Origin of the sequence: Roseateles cavernae (assembly GCF_040187885.1) — a bacterium.
Taxonomy (GTDB): domain Bacteria; phylum Pseudomonadota; class Gammaproteobacteria; order Burkholderiales; family Burkholderiaceae_C; genus Roseateles_E; species Roseateles_E cavernae.
Genome location: NZ_JBDPLH010000002.1, coordinates 639,435 through 657,703, shown reverse-complemented (window position 1 = coordinate 657,703; position 18,269 = coordinate 639,435). Strand labels below are relative to the sequence as shown.

Sequence of the window (18,269 nt, the reverse complement as noted above, 5' to 3'; positions counted from 1 at the left end):
GAACAAGTCCTCGATAGCTCAGTCGGTAGAGCGCCGGACTGTTAATCCGTAGGTCCCTGGTTCGAGCCCAGGTCGAGGAGCCAAATATTGAAGCCCTGCATGTGAAAGCGTGTGGGGCTTTTTTCTTGCCCAGTCACACTCCGCCATGAAGCCCCTCATCCGACTCTTCTTCAGAACCCTGCGCACCCTGCTCGGCCCGGTCATGCTGCTCAAGGAGCGCCTGTCCCGCCCGGCTCCCCTGCAGCGGCCCGCCGAGCAACAGACCGAGGTCGATCGCCAGTGCGACAACCTGGCGCTCTATCAGTTCACGACCTGCCCCTTCTGCATCAAGGTCCGCCAGGAGATGCATCGCCTGGCCCTGCCGATCCAGCGCCTGGACGCCCAGCATGAAGCCCAGCATCGCACCGCCCTGCAGCAAGGCTCGGGAGCAAGCAAGGTGCCCTGCCTGAAGATCACTGACGACGCCAGCGGCACCGTGCAATGGCTGAGCGAATCGGGCGCCATCATTGCCTATCTGCGCGGGCGCTTTGCGGCATGAGCGCCCTGCCGAACTGCCCGCAGTGCCAATCCGCATTCACCTACGAAGATGGATCCATGCTCGTCTGCCCGGAGTGCGGCCACGAATGGTCGGCTCAAGGTTCGGAGCCCGCGGTGACTGAAGAAGTGCGCATCATCCGTGACGCCGTGGGCAAGGAGCTGAAGGACGGCGACACCGTCACGGTGATCAAGGACCTGAAGATCAAGGGCTCGTCCCTGGTCGTCAAGGTCGGCACCAAGGTCAGAAACATCCGCCTGGCCGACGGCGATCACGACATCGACTGCAAGATCGACGGCATCGGCGCGATGGGACTGAAGTCGGAATTCGTCAAGAAGGCCTGAGCGCCGGCAGCATCGATGAACACCCATACTCTTGAACATCTGCGCGCCGGCACCCTCGCCGGCGCGCGCCGGCTGACACTGCGCGAGGGCCTCAGCGAATTTCCCCGCGAGATCTTCGAGCTGGCCGAGACGCTGGAAGTGCTCGATCTGTCCGGCAACCGGCTGGCCAGCCTGCCCGACGACTTGCCCCGCCTGCACCGGCTGCGCATCATCTTCTGCTCGAACAACTGCTTCACCGCGCTGCCGGCGGTGCTGGGCCGCTGCGCCCAGCTGGAGATGGTGGGCTTCAAGAGCAACCAGATCCGCCAGGTGCCGGCCGAGGCCCTGCCCGCGCGGCTGCGCTGGCTGATCCTGACCGACAACGAGATCGAGGCCCTGCCCGCCGCGATCGGCCGCTGCGGCCGGCTGCAGAAGCTGGCGCTGGCGGGCAATCGCCTGCGCGCGCTGCCGGCCGACATGGCCGCCTGCACCGGGCTCGAACTGCTGCGCATCTCGGCCAACCGGCTGGCGGCCCTGCCCGACTGGCTGCTGACACTGCCCAGGCTCAGCTGGCTGGCCTATGCAGGCAATCCTTTTTGCGAAGCCCTGGAACAGGCCAGGTTGGCGCAGGCACCGCTGACCACCATACCCTGGCACGAGCTGCGCCTGCACGAGCAACTCGGCGAGGGCGCCTCCGGCGTGATCCATCGCGCCGAGCGGCTGGGCTGCGGCACGCCGCTTGCCGTCAAGATCTTCAAGGGCGAGGTCACCAGCGACGGTCTGCCGCGCAGCGAGATGGCGGCGGCAATGCTGGCCGGCGAGCATGCGAACCTGATCCCGCTGCTGGGTCGTCTCAGCGGCCATCCGACCCAGGCCCAGGGCCTGGCGATGCAGCTGATCCCGCCCGAATTCCACAGCCTGGCCCAGCCGCCCAGCCTGGACTCCTGCACCCGCGACGTCTACCCGGACGGCAGCCGTTTCGAGCTCGACAACGCGTTGGCGCTAGCCCGGGGCATCGCCTCGGCGGCACACCAGCTGCACCAGCGCGGCGTCAGCCACGGCGATCTGTACGGCCACAACATCCTGCACAACGGCCGGGGTCAGGCCTTGCTGGGCGACTTCGGCGCGGCCTCGCTGTTCGACCCCGACGACACGCCGATGGCCCTCGCCCTGCAAGGACTGGAAGTGCGCGCCTTCGGCTGCCTGCTCGAAGAGCTGCTGGCCCACATCGCGCCCACGCCGGCCACTCAAGCCCGGCTTGAGTCGCTGGATGCACTGCGCCGGGCCTGCCTGAGCGATGCGGTGGCAAGCCGACCGCTGTTCGCGGATCTGGAGCGAGCGCTGCGCTGAGCGAAGCGGTCCTCGCGTCAGCTGCTTATGCCCCATGGTGAGCATCCACTACAGCGACAATCTCAACTCATGACGTCCGCGACCGACCCCGACCCCATGCCCCAGCCGCCGGCACCGCCGGACCTCGACGCCTGCTGCGGCAACGGCTGCGAGCCCTGCATCTTTGACCTGCATGACCTGGCGATGGACCAGTACCGGCAGGCCATGCGGGCCTGGCGGGCACGGCAGGAAGACCCAGGCAAAGCCTGAAACCGGGAGCCTGGGCATGCCGATCTCCGATCCCTTGCTGAGCAGGCTGCAGGCCCAGGGCGCGCCGCAATCGCACATCGAGCGCCTCGACGGCTTGATCGCCCTGGCCGGGGGCGACTCCCGCTGGCTGGCCATCATCCTGGTTGGCTCCTATGCCAAAGGCTGTGGCGACCGGGTTTCGGACCTGGACCTGGTGGCGATAGCGGCCCCGGGGCACGGCGACGCGGTGCTCCAGGCCGCGCATCAGTGGCTAGCTCGCTCGGAGGTTCTCGACCAGTTCGGCGGCACTCATGCCGGCGGCGGCGCATTTCACAAACTGGTCTACCTGGACTTCTCCAGCGTCGAATTCCATGTCTTCGAGCCCGGGAGCCCGTTCCGTTTGAAGCGCCCCTATCTGCCGGTTTGGGATCCGCAGGAGCTGCTGGCGAGCTACGTCACCGACGGCGAGCCGATAAGCCCCGAAGACTTCGCGGCCTACGAGTACGGCGACAAGGGGCTGATCTGGGAGCTGGTCGATTGCATCAAATGGCTGTCCCGAGGACGCAACGCGCTGGCGAAGGGCTACATCAAGAAGCTGGCGGCTGAGATCGAGAGGCGCGAGCCTGGTCGGTGAGTGGCCGCGCCTGCGCCACTCAGCGCACTCAACCGCCGTTGGGTGGCACCCTGAAGTTCTCGGCGATTCGCTGTTCAGCCCGCTGCAAAACCGACCCGGCCTTGTCGGCCCAAGCGTGCAAGAGCGAACGCCATCTCGGCAGGTCCCGGTGGCTCAGGGTCGGGAACCGGCAGGAGGCCGCCCTCGGAAGCGCATCAGCGACAGGAGATTCGATGTGTTTGACCATGGCGGGCGATGCTCGCGTCTGGTCTACCATCTGTAAAGTTGAATCAAATGACTTTCAGATTCACAATTTCTGATGCGTAACCTGAATCTTGATCAGCTGCAGACGCTGATCACCATCGCGGACCTGGGCACCTTCGCCGCCGCAGCGCAGGCGCTTCATCTCGCACCGCCCACGGTCAGCCTGCACATCAAGGAGCTGGAGTCGCGCCTGGATGCCGTCCTGCTGACACGCGGCAGAAGACATGCCGAACTGACACAGGCCGGCGATGCCCTGGTCAGGGAGGGGCGCAAGCTGCTGGCTGCCAGCGACGATCTGATGGAGCTGGTTCGGCGCCGGGCCTCCGGTCGGGAGGGCATCGTCAGGATCGGTGCGTCGGCCGGCGTGAGCACGCGCCTGTTGCCGCTGATGCTCGAGGCTTTGACGCGGCGCAATCCGGGCGTGGAAGTGCGGCTGGAGGCACTGGGCTCGGCCGAAGCCATGCGCCGTCTGAAGGCCGGCAGCCTCGATATTGGCATCGTCGCAAGCCCGCAGCCGCCCGTCGCCGAGGTCCGCTTGATTGCGTGGAGAAACGATCCCATGGTGGTGCTGCTGCCCTCATCTTGGCGGGCACCGGAGTTCGTCACGCCGGACTGGCTGGCCGGGCAACGCTGGGCTTCTTTCGCCCCGGCCACGCAGATGCACGGCCTCATCGCGGCCTGGTTCGCTCAGGCGGGTCTTCACCCGCGGCCCTTTCTCACGATGAGCTACCCCGGGGCCTTGAAGAGTCTGGCCATTGCCAGCCAGTGCGCGGCCCTTCTGCCGCTGGAAGAGGTGGAAGACCAACAGCACGCTCCGGACGTGCAAGTGCGCCATCTGTCCCCGCAGGTCATGCGGCCGATGGCCGTCGCGCATCGAAGCACCCCGGCGCCCAGCATCGCGGTCGCCAGCGTGCTGGAGACGCTCGCCGAGTTTGCCAACTGAGGGTTCAGGAGATCCCGTCGGCATGCTTGTCGTCAATGGATTCCCTTGATCGCCCATAGCGCCTGCGGGCGCAGTGATGCGCGATCTTCAGGGGGCCGTAGGTGGGCGCAGCCAGCTGTATCACGAGTAGCCAACGCAATATTTGAAACCGCTGTCTTGAGTCAGTCGAAACAGCGCTGATACCGCAGCAGCTCAGAGTTCGGTTCACCGTAAAACTCCGAGCTCTCCGATGCCCTCCTTCACTTCACGATGCGCCCTCGCGCTGGCCAGCGCCGGTCTGTGCGGCGCAGCCTGCGCCCAGATCAGCGCCGACGATGCACAGCTGGCCCGGCTGGCCGTCTGCGCCGACTCCTGGTACGAATGGAATCAACAGGAGCCGCAGCTCATGCGCGGCTTCGCCCAGGCCTTCCGGACGCGCTTCACCCAGGTGCCCAAGGAGCCGGCCTTCGACCCGAAAGCGCCGCTGACGGTACTGGGGCTGCCGGTGCTGCAAGCCTTCCCGGGCAGCGTCGGCATGGGCCTGGGCTTCTCGCTGAGCGTGCGCGCCGGCTTTGCCGAGGCGCGCCAGGCGATGGAGAAGCAGCTGGGCCAGGCCATGCAGTGCGAGCGCAGCGACGGCGCGATGGCCTGTGAGCTCAAGCTTGGCGAGAAGAAGACCGCGATGCTGATCGCGCCGCTGCAAGGCGACAGCCGCCAGCCGACACTGCTGGGCTGCTACTACTTCTATCAGCCCTGAGCAGGCCTGGCCGGATGGCCCATCAGGGCCGCGCCAAGGCCTCCACGGGGTCAAGTCTTGCCGCGCTGCGTGCCGGCAGGAAGCCGAAGACGATGCCGATCAGGGTCGATACCGCGAAGGCACCGATGATGGCGCTGCTGGAGAACACCATGCGGAAGTCCCCGGCGAAGTGATCGAACAGCGCGCCGGTTCCCAGCGCCAGCGCCACGCCCATCGCGCCGCCGAGCACGCAGACCAGCACCGCCTCGATCAGGAACTGGCGCAGGATGTCGCCCTGGCGTGCGCCCACCGCCATGCGCACACCGATCTCCTGGGTGCGCTCGGTCACCGACACCAGCATGATGTTCATCACGCCGATGCCGCCGACCAGCAGCGAAATCAGCGCGATCGACGAGATCAGCAGCGTGATGGTCTGCGTTGTCTGCGCTATGGTCTGGCGGATGCTGTCGGTATTCATCAGGAAGAAGTCGTCCTTGCCATGGCGCTGAGCGAGCAGCCGGCTGATGCCCTGCTCGGCCACGGTGCTGGCCACCGCATCGCTGACCCGCACCGTGATGCTGCGCAGATAGTCCTGGCCGGTCATGCGGCTCATCGCGGTGGTGTAGGGCAGCCAGACATTGAGCGCGTCGGCGTTGCCGAAGGCGCTGCTCTTCTTCTCGGTGACGCCGACGATGCGCAGCGGCACGCTGCCCAGCAGGATCACCTCGCCCAGCGCAGGCTCGCCATTGGGGAACAAGGTCTTGCGCGCGTTGTCATCGATCACCGCCTCCTGGGCCTGCAGGCGCACCGCGTCCGCGTCGAAGGCCTGGCCGGCCGCGAAGCTGTAGCCGCGCACGCGGAAGAACTGCTCGCCGACCCCGCTGATGCTGGCCGAGACATCGACATTGCGGTAGCGCAGGCCGGCGTTGACGCTGACCGTCGGCGTCACGCTGTCCACATAGCCGAGCTGGGCCAGCGCCTGCGCGTCGCCCGAGCGCAGCGTGCGGATCGCGCCGGCGCGCCGGTCGCCGAAGCCGCTGCCGGGCATGATGTCTATGGTGTTGGTGCCCATCGCGCTGATGTCGGACAGGATGCGCTGGCGCGAGCCCTCGCCCAGCGCGACCACCGACACCACCGAGGCGATGCCGATGATGATGCCCAGCATCGTCAGCAGCGTGCGCAGCCGGTGGTTGACCATCGCACGCAAGGCCATGCGCGTGGCCTCGCCGATGCGGCCGATCAGGGCGCCCAGGGCGCTGCCCGGCTTGGCCAGTGCCTCGCGCTGCAGCCGCGCCGGCGCCGGCGCGCCTGATCTGCGCCGGTCGGCGACGATCTCGCCGTCGCTGATCTCGATGACGCGCTGTGCATGGGCGGCGACTTGGGCATCGTGGGTCACCAGGATGATGGTGTGGCCGTCGGCATGCAGCTCCTCGAGGATCTTCATGACCTCCTGGCCGCTGGCCCGGTCCAGCGCACCGGTGGGTTCGTCGGCCAGGATCACATCGCCGCCATTCATCAGCGCCCGTGCAATCGAGACCCGCTGCTGCTGGCCGCCCGAGAGCTGGCCGGGCCGGTGCTGGGTGCGCTCGGCCAGGCCCAGCCGGGCCAGCAGGCGCTGGGCGCGCGCGTGGCGCTGCGCCGCGGCGGTGCCGGCGTAGATGGACGGGATCTCGACATTGCCGACCGCGCTGAGATCACCCAGCAGCTGGTAGCGCTGGAAGATGAAGCCGAAATGCTCGCGGCGCAGCCGCGCCAGTGCGTCGGGCGCCATCTCGCCGGTCTCCTGGCCGGCCACCTTGTAGCTGCCGCGGGTCGGCCGATCCAGGCAGCCAAGGATATTCATCAAGGTGGACTTGCCCGAGCCCGAGGGCCCCATGATGGCCACCATCTCGCCGGCCTCGATCGCAAGATCGACATTGCGCAGCACCGCGACGACGCCCTCGCCGGCCGGGAACTCGCGCGTCAGTCCGCGCACCTCCAGAAGCGCTGTGCTCATGCTCAGAACATCCGCACGCCGCGCGAGCGCGGCATCGCCGAGGCGCCGGCCGTGCCGGCCTCGCTGGTGATGACCTGCTCGCCGGCCTTCAGCCCGTCCAGCACCTGGGCCTGCACACGGTTGTTCAGGCCTATGCGCACGGTCTTCTCGACGATCTTGCCCTCACCCTCCAGCACCTTCACGCGGTAGCTGCCGTCACGCGCGCGTTGGCCCAGCGCTGCGCTGGGCAGGGTCAGGACTTGCTGGGCCCGGGCCAGCACGATGGTGGTCTGGGCCGTCATATTGATGCGCAGCCTGCCCTCGGGGTTGGGCACATCGAAGATGCCGTTGTAGTAGATCGCGCTGGTGGTGCTGGTAGAGGCCGAACTGGTGGCGCTGGTCTCGCTGGCCAAGGTCGTCGGCCCCGGCTCGACCGCGCGCAGCTTGACCTCGATGCGCCGGTCCGGCTCGCCCAGCAGGCTGAAGTAGACCGGCATGCCGGGCTTGACCTTGGGCACATCGGCCTCGGAGATCTGGGCCTTGACCGTCATGGTGTCCAGCCTCGCCAGCTTGATGATGGTGGGGGCCGACTGATTGGCATTGACCGTCTGGCCCTGCTCGGTGACCACGGCCACAACCATGCCGTCCATCGGCGCGGTCACCCGGGTGTAGCCCAGATTGACCTTGGCCGTGTCCTCAGCCACGCGGGCCTGCGCGATCTGGGCCTGCTGGGCGGCGATCTCGGCCGTGGTGCTGCTCAGCGTGGCCTCGGCCGCCTCCAGATCGGCGCGGGTGCCGGCATCGATGGCCACCAGCTCGCGCAGCCGCGCGGCCGCCAGCGTGGCCTGCTTCAGCGCGGCCTGGCGTGCGGCCAGCTGGGCCTGGGCGCTTTGCAGCGCGGCCTGGGCATTGCGCAGATTGTTCTGCTGGGTCAGCGCGTCGATTTCGGCGATCAGCTGGCCCTGCTTGACGGTATCGCCCAGGGCCACATGCAGGCGCTTGACCTCGCCGGTCACCTGCGCGCCGACGCTGACCAGCTTGTAGGCGCCGATGGTGCCGGTGGCCAGCACGCTGTCCTCGATATCGCCCAGGGCCACGGCGGCGGTGGCCACCTGGGGCGCGGGCGGTGGCGTGAACCAGAAGTGTTTGACCGCGAAGCTGGCGGCCAGCAGCACGGCGAGCAGGACCAGCCAGCCCCAGGACTTCATCATGTTCTTCAGCGGCATATCAACGTCTCTCATCATCATTCCAGCCACCGCCCAGCACCTTGTAGAGCGTGATGCGGTTGCTTTGCTCGGTCAGGCGCAGCGCGATCAGCGCCTGCTGCGAGGCGTAGAGCGAGCGCTGTGCGTCGAGCACCTCCAGCCGGGTCGTGCTGCCGGCGCGGAACTGCGCTTCGGCCAGGCGCAGCTGGCGCTCGGTGGCCTCGTTCAGCGAGCGCTGGGCGGCCAGACGCTCGGCCAGGGTGGCGCGCTGGGCCAGCGCATCGGCCACCTCGCGGAAGGCGGTCTGCACCGCCTTGTCATAGCCGGCCAGCGCGATCTCGCGGTTCAGCTCGGCCACCTGCACCTGGGCGCGGCTGGCACCGCCATCGAAGATAGGCAGTGTCAGCGAGGGGCCGAAGCTCCAGCTGCCGCTGCCCGACTTGAACAGCCCCGACAGCTCGCGGCTGGCGCTGCCGGCCGAGGCCGTCAGCGAGATGCGTGGAAAACGCTCGGCCCGGGCCACGCCGATATCGGCCAGGCTGGCGCGCAATGCGTGCTCGGCCGCCAGCACATCGGGGCGGCGCTGCAGCAGGCTGGACGGCACACCGGCCGGCAGCTCGACCAGGGCGCTGACCGCGCCCAGGGCCTCGTCGGCGCGCGGCAGCAGCTCGGCCGGCGCGGCCGCGCCGAGCAGCAATTCCAGCGCGTTGCGGTCCTGCGCGATCAGCGTCGCGTAGTTGGCGATCTCGACCCGGGCCGCATCGACCGAGCTCTGCGCCTGGGCCAGCGCCAGCCCGGTGATCGCACCGAGCTCGTGCATGCGCTGGGTCAGCGCATAGCTGCGCTGGCGTGTTTCCAGGGTCTGCTGAGCCAGGCGCTGGCGCTCCAGATCGGCCGCCAGGCTCAGCCAGGCATTGGCCGTCTCGGCGACCAGGCTGATCTGCACGCTGCGGCGCGATTCGGCGGTGGCCAGATAGCTCTGCAGCGCCGCCTCGCCGAGGTTCTTGACGCGGCCGAACAGGTCCAGCTCGAAGCCGGCCAGGCCGACACTGGCCGACAGGCTTGTTGCCTTGTCGGAGCGGCTGGCGCCGGCACCGAGATTGACGCTGGGCAGGCGGGCCGCGTCGCTGATACGGTACTGGGCACGGGCCCGCTCGACGTTCAGCGCCGCGACGCGCAGATCGCGGTTATGGGCCAAGGCCGAGGCCACCACCGCGCGCAGACGCGGATCGCTGAAGAAGCTGCGCCAGCCCAGCGCGGCCACGTCCTCGGCCAGCGGCTGCGCGGCCTGATCGGCATGGGGCACGGCGGGGTCGGGTCTTGCATAGGGCGGGGCCAGATTGGCACAACCGGCCAGCGAGACCAGGGCCGGCACCAGCCATCGGGGGGAGAACAAGCGCATCGGAATGCCTTTGTGAAGACGGCTTGATGATGGCAGAGCCATGTACCGGTCCCTTGAAGCCTGTGTAAAGAACTGCGGACCAAGACTGGATCGCCATTCCCTTGCTTATCGTCAAATCACCGTCACAAAGCGCGTGCACAATGCAAGGCACTGAGACAAACAAAACCGGCTGCAGATTGGGCAGAGTTCTGGAACCCGTCACCAGCGTCTGATCAGTAACACCGTCTTGCCACATCGGTGGCATGTCCGGAAGCCACGAGGGCCACACCGCAAGGTGGTGGCCCTTTGCTTATGGGGCTGTGGCGATAGACCCACGCCGATGCTTGACGCTGCCCGTCCGAGCGCCGCACACTGCGCTCCTTCATCCACCCACACAGGAGTCCGCTATGGCTGCACATGATCTTGCCCTGCCGCTGTCGGCCGACATCCTGCCGGGTCTGCGCTGCGCAAACGCCTGAGCTTGCGAGTGCCCCGCCGCTGGTGAGCGGCCGACAACACGACGACCTTCCCACCCGATGCTGAGCGCATCGGCCAGGGTTTCCTTCGTTCGCCTGTTTGTCATTCCATCACCATGCTAAGCACCACCCTTATCGAGGCCCTGCGTCCGCTGGGCCTGAACCTGTCCCTGCTTCCTCAACTCGCCCAGCTTGACTGGCGCCAGGACGCCACGCTGTGGCGCATCACCGAAGTCCAGCGCGACCAGCTGGGCCTGCAATCCGAGCAAGGCATCTGCCGCGCCCGCGCGCTGCCGGCGCTGCAACAGGCCTTGTACGCCGACTCGCGCCAGCTGGCCGTCGGCGACTGGGTGCTGGCGCGCCGCAACGCGCTGGGCGAGACCTGGGTGCACGAGCTGCTGCCGCCGCTCAACAGCCTGAGCCGCCGCGACCCGAACGGCCAGCGCCAGGCCCTGGTCAGCAATGTCGACACCGCGCTGCTGGTCATGGGGCTGGACCATGACTTCAACCTGGCCCGGCTGGACCGCTATCTGGTGCTGGTGCGCGGCTCCGGCGTGCCGGCCGTCGTCGTGCTCAGCAAGGCCGATCTGTGCCGCGATGTGGCGGCCCGGGTGGCCGAGCTGCGCGAGCATCTGGCGCTGAGCCGCAATGCGGTGATGGAGGTGCTGGCGGTGGACGGCACGCAGGCCGGCACGCGCGCGCAACTGGCACCCTGGCTGGGCCTGGGCCAGACCCTGGTGCTGCTGGGCTCCAGCGGTGCCGGCAAGTCGACCCTGACCAACACGCTGTGCGAGGCGGCGTTGCAGGACACCGGCGGCGTGCGCCAGGACGACAGCCGCGGCCGCCACACGACCACGGTGCGCAGCCTGCACCGCACGGCCGACGGCGCCTGCATCATCGACACGCCGGGCCTGCGCGGCCTGCAGCTCGATGCCAGCGCGGCCGAGCTGGATCAGGCCTTCGACGATGTGCTCGGCCTGGCCCGCGAATGCCGCTTCCGCAACTGCACGCATGGCGACGAGCCCGGCTGCGCGGTGCGTGCCGCGCTGCCGCCGGCGCGGCTGAAGAGCTATCAGAAGCTGCAGCGCGAGGCCGGCCGCGACAGCATGGGGCCGCTGGAACGGCGCGCCCGACTCAGTGAGTGGAAGGCGCGCGGGCGGGCGGCGCATGCGCACATACGCTCGAAGCGAGGTGAGGGATGAGCGGTGCGGCGCTCGCACGGCGCTGCCCGAACCGCATGCGACACTGGCCCGACTCAGGAGATGCCCGCGATGAAGACCGATCTGCACAGCAAAGTCGATGCCCTGTTTGCCGACCTGGCCGGTCGTGCGGTGCCAGGTCTTGCCGTTGGCGTGCTGCGCGAGGGCGAGGTGCTGCTGAACCAGGGCTACGGCCTGGCCAGCCTGAGCCAGCTCACGCCGATCCGCGGCGACACGCGCTTTCGCATCGCCTCGGTGTCCAAGCAGTTCACCGTGGCTGCGGCCCTGCTGCTGGAGCGACGCGGCCTGCTGAGCCAGGACGACGAGGTGCGCAGCCATGTCCCCGAGCTGGCGGCCCTGCCCGAGCGCGTGACGATAGGCCATCTGATGCGCAACACCAGCGGCCTGCCGGATGTGCTGGAGCTGCTGCGCCTGGGCGGCGTCAATCTGGACCAGCGGGTCGACCGGGCCGGCCTGCTGGCCGCGATGGCGCGCAACAGCCATCTGAACTTCGCGCCCGGCAGCCGCTTTCTCTATTGCAATAGCGGTTTCGCGCTGCTGGGCCTGATTGTCGAGCGGGTCTCGGGCCGGAGTCTGGATGCCTTGCTGCAGGCCGAGTTCTTCAGCCCGCTGGGCATGGGCTCGACCGCGATGCTGGTCGAGAGCGATGTGCCGCTGCCTGGCCTGGCCTCACCCTATCTGCCGGATGGTCAAGGCGGCTGGCGGCGCGCCCAGCACGGCTTCGAGCATGGCGGCGAAGGCGGCCTGGTCTCCAGCGTGCCGGACCTGCTGCTGTGGGCCGCCCATCTGCTGAAGCCGACGCCGGGCGTGGCCGATCTGGCCGAGGCGCTGGGCGCGCGGGTGCCGCTGAACCAGGGCGCGGACTCGCCCTATGCCCATGGCCTGGAACACAGCCGCCTGGACGAATTCGCGGCGCTGGGCCATGGCGGCCTGTGGCCCGGCTACCGCACCGAGTTCCTGCTGCTGCCCGAGGCGCAGCTGGCCGTGGTCGTGATCAGCAATGACGGCGCGCAGAACCCCTACAAGATCGCCCGCGACATCGCCCGGCTGGTGCTGGGCCGGCCGGCGCCGGTGCCCCGCCCGGATGCCGCAGCGGCCCTGCTCGGCACATGGCTGAACGCCGAGCAGGGCCAGCTCTTCGAGCTGAGCCTGCAGGGCGGGCGGCTGATGGCCCAGCAATGGGGGGCCAGCTTCGAGCTGCAGCCCGAGGCCGATGGCCGCTGGCTGCCGCTGCGCGGCGCCTATGAGTTCGAGCTGCTGGGTCTGCAGCAGGACGGTGGCCTGCGGCTGGGCATGGGCGCCGGCCGCAGCGTCGACTGCCGGCGCGTCACGAGCCGGGCGGCGCTGCCGGCCGGGCTGGCCGGCGACTACTGGTGCGAGGACATCGCGACGCGGTGGCGCATCGAGGCCCATGAACAGGGTCTGCGCGTCTGGGTCCAGGGGCCGCTGCTGAAGGCGCAGCAGGCCTGGACCCTGCACGGCCTGGACGATCGGCTGTTCGAGCTGCGCGGTGCCGGCTACTGGGCACCCACCCATCTGCTCTTGCGGGCCGAGTACGGCCATGACCAGGCCGTCAGCGACTTGATCGTGGACAGCGCCCGCATCAAGGGTTTGCGCTTCAAAAGACACACAGCTCTGTAAAGAAACTTAAACCCGGCAGCGGCACGGCGAGAGCCCGCTGCGGGCATGAGATGCTTCGCCCGCCATCCTCCAGCTTCGAGGCCCGCGCTCGTCTCCATGCCGTCCAGCCCATTCCGTCGTCCGCCATTCCGCCCCCTGGTCCTGAGCCTTGCGCTGAGCCTGCTGCCCTGGGCCGCCCAGGCCCAGGGCACGTCCGACAGCGCCCCGGCGGCCAAGCCGCCGTCGCCCGCCCCGCAGCGGCGACCGGCACGCCCGCCGACCGCCAGCCCCGAGCAGCTCGACCGGGTGCAGATCCAGGGCGGCCCCAGCGACACGGTGCAGCGCCGCGCCTCCACCGCCTCCAAGATCATCATCGGCCGCGAGGAGCTGGACCGCTTCGGTGATCCCAGCGTGGCCGACACGCTCAAGCGCCTGCCCGGCGTCACCCTCGGCGGCCGTCCCGGGCGCGGCGGCGGCGTGCGCATGCGCGGCATGGGCGGCGGCTACACGCAGATCCTGGTCAACGGCGAGCGCATGCCACCGAGCTTCTCGCTGGAGGAGCTGCCGCCCGACCAGATCGAGCGCATCGAGGTGATGCGCGCGCCGACCGCCGAGTACGGCGCCCGCGCGGTGGCCGGCACGATCAATATCGTGCTGCGCGAGGCCTTGCAGAAAAAGATCAACGATGTGGCGCTGGCGCTGGCCGGCGAGCGCGGCGTCGTCAGCCCGCAATTCTCCTGGACCCGCAACGACAAGCTCGACGATGAGGGCAGCGCCTACAGCCTCTCGGTCAATGCCGGCGAGAGCAAGCGGCGCGACGATGCCGACAGCCTGGCCACGACCCGCCGCCTCTCGGACGGCCTGATCCTCAACGAGCAGCGCAACACCGGCCAGAGCGAGGATGATCGCCGCCGCGTCAATCTGAACGCCCGCATCCAGTGGCGGCTCGCCGGTGGCGACACGCTGACCCTGATGCCGATGCTGGCGGCCGCCAAGGGCACCAGCAGCAGCCTGCGCCGACAGGACGCCAGCAACGGGATGCTGCACTACGACACCGCGCAGACCCGCAATGACAGCGACTTCAGCCTGCTGCGCCTGAATGGCACGCTGAGTCGGCGGCTCGGCGAGGACACGCGGCTGGAGCTGCGCGGCGCCATCGGCCGCGCCGATATGGACAGCGAGAGCCTGCGCCGCGAATGGCTCAAGAACGAGCCGCTGCCCGACCAGCTGGAGGCCAGCCGCAACCGCGACCGCTCCTGGAACCTGGGCGCCAAGCTCTCGCACCTGATGGCCGAGGAGCACAGCCTGGTGGCCGGCCTGGAGGCCGAGGGCAACCGCCGCAGCCAGACCCGGCGCAGCCTGATGGACGGCATGCGGGTGATGGCGCTGGAGGAGTTCGGCGACGAGTTCGAGGCCTCCAGCCTGCGCCTGGCCGCCTATGCGCAGGACGAGTGGAAGCACAACGCCAACTGGTCGGCCTATGCCGGCCTGCGCTGGGAGGGCATACGCACCGAAAGCGATGCGCGCAACTACAACGTCAAGAACGACTCTTCGGTCTGGACCCCGCTGCTGCATGCGGTCTGGAAGCCCGACGAGAAGAGCCGCGACCAGGTCCGCATGAGCCTGACGCGCAGCTACCGCAGCCCCAACACCCAGGACCTGATCGCCCGCCCGGTGATCAATGCCCAGTTCCCCGGCGGCGCCAACGAACCCAACTATGCGGACCGGGTCGGCAACCCCGATCTGAAGCCCGAGCTGGCCACCGGCATCGACCTGGCGCTGGAGCGCTATCTGAGCAAGGGCGGGGTGCTCAGCGTCAGCGTCTTCGCGCGCCGCATCAAGGATCTGATACGCACGACCACCACGCTGGAGACCGTATCCTGGTCCACCGAGCCGCGCTGGGTGGCGCGGCCCAGCAATATCGGCAAGGCCGTCACGCGCGGCATCGAGCTGGAGGCCAAGTTCCGGCTCGACGAGTTCATCGAAGACGCCCTGCCCGTCTCGCTGCGCAGCAATATCAGCTTCTTCCGCTCCAAGGTCGACGGCATCCCCGGCCCCAACAACACGCTGGACCAGCAGCCCCGCTACACCGCCAATCTGGGCGCCGACTACCGGCTGCGCAGCCTGCCGCTGACCCTGGGTGCCAGCGTCAACTGGGTGCCGGCCACGACCATCCAGCAGACCCTGATCCAGTCCAGCAGCGCGCCGCGCCGCCAGGTCATCGACGCCTTCGCGCTGTGGAACATCAACCGCAGCACCGCGTTGCGCCTGTCCGGCGGCAATCTGGCGCCGCTGGACTACGACACCGGCAGCGTGATCACGACGGCCGACAAGTCCATCACGAGCGAGAACTACGGCCGCACATTCATGAACTGGCAGCTGCGGCTGGAGATCAAGCTCTAGCCCCGGTCAGGCTCAGAGCTTGACCACCGGAATGCAGATTTCGCAACTGAAGCGGCCGGTCGCCGGGTCGTAGCTGTTCTCGTCGGCATAGTGCTCGAAGCAGGGCCGGCCGTCGCAGCGCAGGCCGGAGCTGGGCAGCCACTCGCGGAACAGCGCGGACCAGGCCGCGCCGATCTCGGCGCCGCTGCCCTCGAAGCGCGCCACCGCATAGCGCCCGCCGGGCAGCTCGGTGATGCTGGCCTCGCCGCTGGCCTGGTAGTCGGGCGGCACGGCCACGGCCGCGTCGTAGCGGCAGCGATCGGCCGGCGTGACGCTGGGATCGTCATGGCTGATGCCATAGCTGGGCCGGCCGAGCAGGCCCTCGGCCTGCATCCAGGGCGCGACTTTCTCGCCCCAGAACTGGGTGACGGCCGGGCCGTAGGCGCCGATATAGCGCAGATAGGCGATGCGCTGCGGCGCCAGGGTCTTGATCTCGACTTGCATGCTGTGTGACTCGATGAAGTTGCGGGAGTCGCCATCTTCGGAGCCGACGCTCCGCCCGTCCTGATCGAGCTTGCGGAGTTGCGCCAGCTGCTCGCGCTGGGCCTGCAGATAGCGGCCCCAGCGCTCGGTCGACCCGGCGCGCCAGGCCGTGGGCGTGCAGCCGAAATGCAGCTTGAAGGCGCGCGCGAAAGCCTCGCCCGAGCCGAAACCGACACGCAGCGCCACCTGCAGCACCGAGGCTTCCGGCATCAGGGTCAGGCCTTGCGCGGCCGCCTCCAGGCGCCGCCGCTGCAGATAGGCGCCCAGGGTCTCGCCCATCCAGGCCGCGAACAGGCGGTGGAAATGGAAGGGCGAGAAATGCGCCAGCGCGGCCAGCGCTTCCAGGTCCAGCGGGCTGTCCAGGTGCGCATCGATATGGTCCAGCACCCGGTTCATGCGCCGCGCGTACTGGCGCCGGCTGGTGTCGGGCGCGGTCATCAGCCCTTCAGGTGCTTGTCGAGGAACTCGACGATGCGCCGGAAGGCCTCGGCCTCGTTCTTCTTCTTCGCGAAGCCATGGCCCTCGTCGTCGAACACCAGGTAGTCGACCGGCACGCCGTTCTTCTTGACCGCCTCGACGATCTCGTCGCTCTCCGGCTTGATGACGCGCGGATCGTTGGCGCCCTGCACCACCAGCAGCGGCACGCGGATGTTCTTGGCGTGGAACAGCGGCGAGGTGGCGATCAGGAAGTCCTTGTCCTTGACCGGATCGCCGACCTCCTGATAGAGCGCCTGGCGGAAGCTCTCCCAGTAAGGCGGGATCGATTCCAGGGTGCGCAGCCAGTTGGAGACGCCGAAGATGTCCACGCCCACCTTGAAGGCCTCGGGCCGGAAGGCCAGCGCCGCCAGGGTCATATAGCCGCCGTAGGAGCCGCCCATGATGGCGATGCGCTCGGGGTCGATCACGCCGGTGCTGGCGAGCCAGGTCTTGGCCTCGATGCAGTCCCACAGCGGCTCGCGGCCATGCTTGCCGTCATCGGCGATATAGAAGCTTTTGCCATAGCCGGAGCTGCCGCGGTTGTTGATGCCCAGCACCGCATAGCCCTGGTTGGCCAGGTATTGCGACAACACCGAGTAGCCGCGCGTGGTCTGGCCGCCGGGGCCGCCGTGCACCAGCACCACGGCCGGCACCTTGTGCTTGGCCGAGGCGCCCTTGGGCTCGTAATAGACCGAGGGGATCACCAGGCCGTCGAAGGACTTGAAGCGCACGATGCGGGCCTCGACCAGATCGTTCGGGTCGATCGCCTTGGACAGGCTTTGCGTCAGCTGGCGGACCTGCTTGCTGCCGAGGTCGTAGACGAAGAGATTGCTGGGCGCGCGGTCGCCGTTGACATAGAAAGCCAGTTGCTTGCCGCTGCGCGAGAAGCGCGGGCCGCGGATCTGGCCCTCGGGCAGCTTGGGCAGGGCCAGCGGTTTGCCGTCCGGCCCGCTGAGGCGCACCTGCACGCTGGCATCGGCATTGATGCCGGTGACGCGGTAGCGCCCGTCGCGCGAGTACTCGCTGAACAGGATGTCCCAGTCCGCCTTCTCGAACTCGCTCTTGGCGCCGCTTGCCAGCTCATACGCCACCAGGCGGCTGAACTCGCTGCCCTCGTTGGACAGCAGCAGCAGGCGCTTGGAGTCCGGCGTGAAGCTGGCCGCCTCGAAGGAGGCGACGCCCTGGTGCGGCGTGATGTGCGTCGTCTGCTGGGTCTGGGTGTCGTAGAGATAGACGTCCGAATCGGCCGTCGTGTTGGTCTTGACCAGCGCGATCCAGCGGCCGTCGCGGCTGATCTCGCTGACGCTCAGGCCCTGCTCGTTCTTGTAGACCAGGCTGCGGGCATAGGTCTTGGTGTCGACGCGGTAGAGGTCGTGAAAGCGCGCATCGCGCTCATTGGTCGCGACATAGAAGGCGCTGTCGTCATGGGCCCAGCCGGCGAAGATGGCCTTGAGCTTGTCGCCGGGGGTCAGGTCTTTCTCACTGCCGTCGAGCTCGCGCACATAGAGATGGTTCTGCTCGTTGCCGCCCTGGTCGCGGGTGAACAGCACGCGGTCGTCGGCCGGGAAGTAGCTGACCGCGTAATTGCTGTCGGTGGTCGAGCGGGTCAGCGCCTGCGGCTCGCCGCCGGCCACCGCCATGCTGTAGACATTGACGATGCCCGAGGCATTGCTGGAGAACAGGATGCGTTTTTCATCGGCCGAGAACGAGGCGCCGCTGATGCGGGTCGTCGCCATGAACTGCTCGATGCTGTAGCGCTTGACGGCCTTGCCGTGCTCGGCCGCAGGCTTCGGAGTCGCCGGGGCCGCCAGCGCCGAGGCGCCGGCCAGCATCAGGCAGCCGGCCAGCAGTGCGGCCTTGTGGATACGGATGTTCAATCGTCTCTCCTTGTCACTGATCCCCGCTGCATGCAGCCGGTAAGACGCGGACTATAGAGAGACCGGCCCCGCGGCCGCACAGGGTTTCTGACGGACTGCGGATTCGCGGGGCCGACCTGCCCCCCGCACAAAGCGCGCGGGG

General features: G+C 68.4%; 15 protein-coding genes and 1 tRNA gene. 11 read left to right on the top strand and 5 right to left on the bottom strand.

Features of this window, described 5'->3' with window-relative positions; translation table 11 throughout:
• The first annotated feature begins 7 nt into the window (after positions 1 to 7).
• From ABGI63_RS09935 to ABGI63_RS09900, 8 genes are all read left to right on the top strand, one after another.
• A tRNA-Asn gene (locus ABGI63_RS09935) sits at positions 8 to 83 on the top strand.
• Between the two features lie 62 nt (positions 84 to 145).
• Entirely contained in the window at positions 146 to 538 is a 393-nt protein-coding gene (locus tag ABGI63_RS09930) for a glutaredoxin family protein (RefSeq protein ID WP_349742268.1), read from the top strand.
• Positions 535 to 879, top strand: coding sequence for a zinc ribbon domain-containing protein YjdM (locus ABGI63_RS09925; RefSeq protein WP_349742267.1), 345 nt, complete (start codon positions 535 to 537; stop codon positions 877 to 879). Before ABGI63_RS09930 ends, ABGI63_RS09925 begins: the two co-directional genes overlap by 4 nt.
• 15 nt (positions 880 to 894) lie before the next feature.
• Positions 895 to 2,208: a leucine-rich repeat-containing protein kinase family protein gene (locus ABGI63_RS09920; protein ID WP_349742266.1), complete on the top strand. Its 1,314-nt coding sequence runs from the start codon at positions 895 to 897 to the stop codon at positions 2,206 to 2,208.
• 69 nt (positions 2,209 to 2,277) lie between these two features.
• Positions 2,278 to 2,457: an oxidoreductase-like domain-containing protein gene (locus ABGI63_RS09915; protein ID WP_349742265.1), complete on the top strand. Its 180-nt coding sequence runs from the start codon at positions 2,278 to 2,280 to the stop codon at positions 2,455 to 2,457.
• A gap of 16 nt (positions 2,458 to 2,473) precedes the next feature.
• Positions 2,474 to 3,070 (top strand): hypothetical protein, encoded by a 597-nt coding sequence (locus tag ABGI63_RS09910; RefSeq protein ID WP_349742264.1) that lies wholly within the window; start codon positions 2,474 to 2,476, stop codon positions 3,068 to 3,070.
• A 298-nt stretch (positions 3,071 to 3,368) separates the two neighbouring features.
• Entirely contained in the window at positions 3,369 to 4,256 is an 888-nt protein-coding gene (locus ABGI63_RS09905; protein ID WP_349742263.1) for a LysR family transcriptional regulator, read from the top strand.
• 229 nt (positions 4,257 to 4,485) lie between these two features.
• On the top strand, positions 4,486 to 4,992 hold the full coding sequence (locus ABGI63_RS09900; RefSeq protein ID WP_349742262.1) for a hypothetical protein: 507 nt from the start codon (positions 4,486 to 4,488) through the stop codon (positions 4,990 to 4,992).
• A 22-nt stretch (positions 4,993 to 5,014) separates the two neighbouring features.
• On the opposite strand, the gene ABGI63_RS09895 is transcribed toward ABGI63_RS09900, so the two are convergent.
• Genes ABGI63_RS09895 through ABGI63_RS09885 form a run of 3 tightly spaced genes read right to left on the bottom strand, consistent with a single transcriptional unit; the run spans position 5,015 to position 9,553 of the window.
• Positions 5,015 to 6,967, bottom strand: coding sequence for a MacB family efflux pump subunit (locus tag ABGI63_RS09895; protein WP_349742261.1), 1,953 nt, complete (start codon positions 6,965 to 6,967; stop codon positions 5,015 to 5,017).
• A 2-nt stretch (positions 6,968 to 6,969) separates the two neighbouring features.
• Complete coding sequence (locus ABGI63_RS09890; RefSeq protein WP_349742260.1) at positions 6,970 to 8,172, bottom strand: efflux RND transporter periplasmic adaptor subunit; 1,203 nt, start codon at positions 8,170 to 8,172, stop codon at positions 6,970 to 6,972.
• 1 nt (position 8,173) lies between these two features.
• Positions 8,174 to 9,553, bottom strand: coding sequence for an efflux transporter outer membrane subunit (locus ABGI63_RS09885; RefSeq protein ID WP_349742259.1), 1,380 nt, complete (start codon positions 9,551 to 9,553; stop codon positions 8,174 to 8,176).
• A gap of 571 nt (positions 9,554 to 10,124) precedes the next feature.
• Here ABGI63_RS09885 and rsgA point away from each other — a divergent pair.
• From rsgA to ABGI63_RS09870, 3 genes are all read left to right on the top strand, one after another.
• Positions 10,125 to 11,210: a ribosome small subunit-dependent GTPase A gene (gene rsgA / locus ABGI63_RS09880; RefSeq protein WP_349742258.1), complete on the top strand. Its 1,086-nt coding sequence runs from the start codon at positions 10,125 to 10,127 to the stop codon at positions 11,208 to 11,210.
• Positions 11,211 to 11,279: 69 nt separating this feature from the next.
• On the top strand, positions 11,280 to 12,869 hold the full coding sequence (locus tag ABGI63_RS09875; protein ID WP_349742257.1) for a serine hydrolase domain-containing protein: 1,590 nt from the start codon (positions 11,280 to 11,282) through the stop codon (positions 12,867 to 12,869).
• 96 nt (positions 12,870 to 12,965) lie between these two features.
• Positions 12,966 to 15,251 carry a TonB-dependent receptor plug domain-containing protein gene (locus tag ABGI63_RS09870; RefSeq protein ID WP_349742256.1) on the top strand — a complete coding sequence of 762 codons (2,286 nt, stop codon included), beginning with the start codon at positions 12,966 to 12,968 and terminating at the stop codon, positions 15,249 to 15,251.
• A gap of 12 nt (positions 15,252 to 15,263) precedes the next feature.
• On the opposite strand, the gene ABGI63_RS09865 is transcribed toward ABGI63_RS09870, so the two are convergent.
• Both ABGI63_RS09865 and ABGI63_RS09860 read right to left on the bottom strand, forming a co-directional pair.
• The gene (locus tag ABGI63_RS09865; RefSeq protein ID WP_349742255.1) at positions 15,264 to 16,211 is read right to left on the bottom strand and encodes an AraC family transcriptional regulator; all 948 of its coding nucleotides are present in this window, start codon (positions 16,209 to 16,211) and stop codon (positions 15,264 to 15,266) included.
• Complete coding sequence (locus tag ABGI63_RS09860; protein ID WP_349742254.1) at positions 16,211 to 18,127, bottom strand: S9 family peptidase; 1,917 nt, start codon at positions 18,125 to 18,127, stop codon at positions 16,211 to 16,213. Before ABGI63_RS09860 ends, ABGI63_RS09865 begins: the two co-directional genes overlap by 1 nt.
• Positions 18,128 to 18,269: the final 142 nt, after the last annotated feature.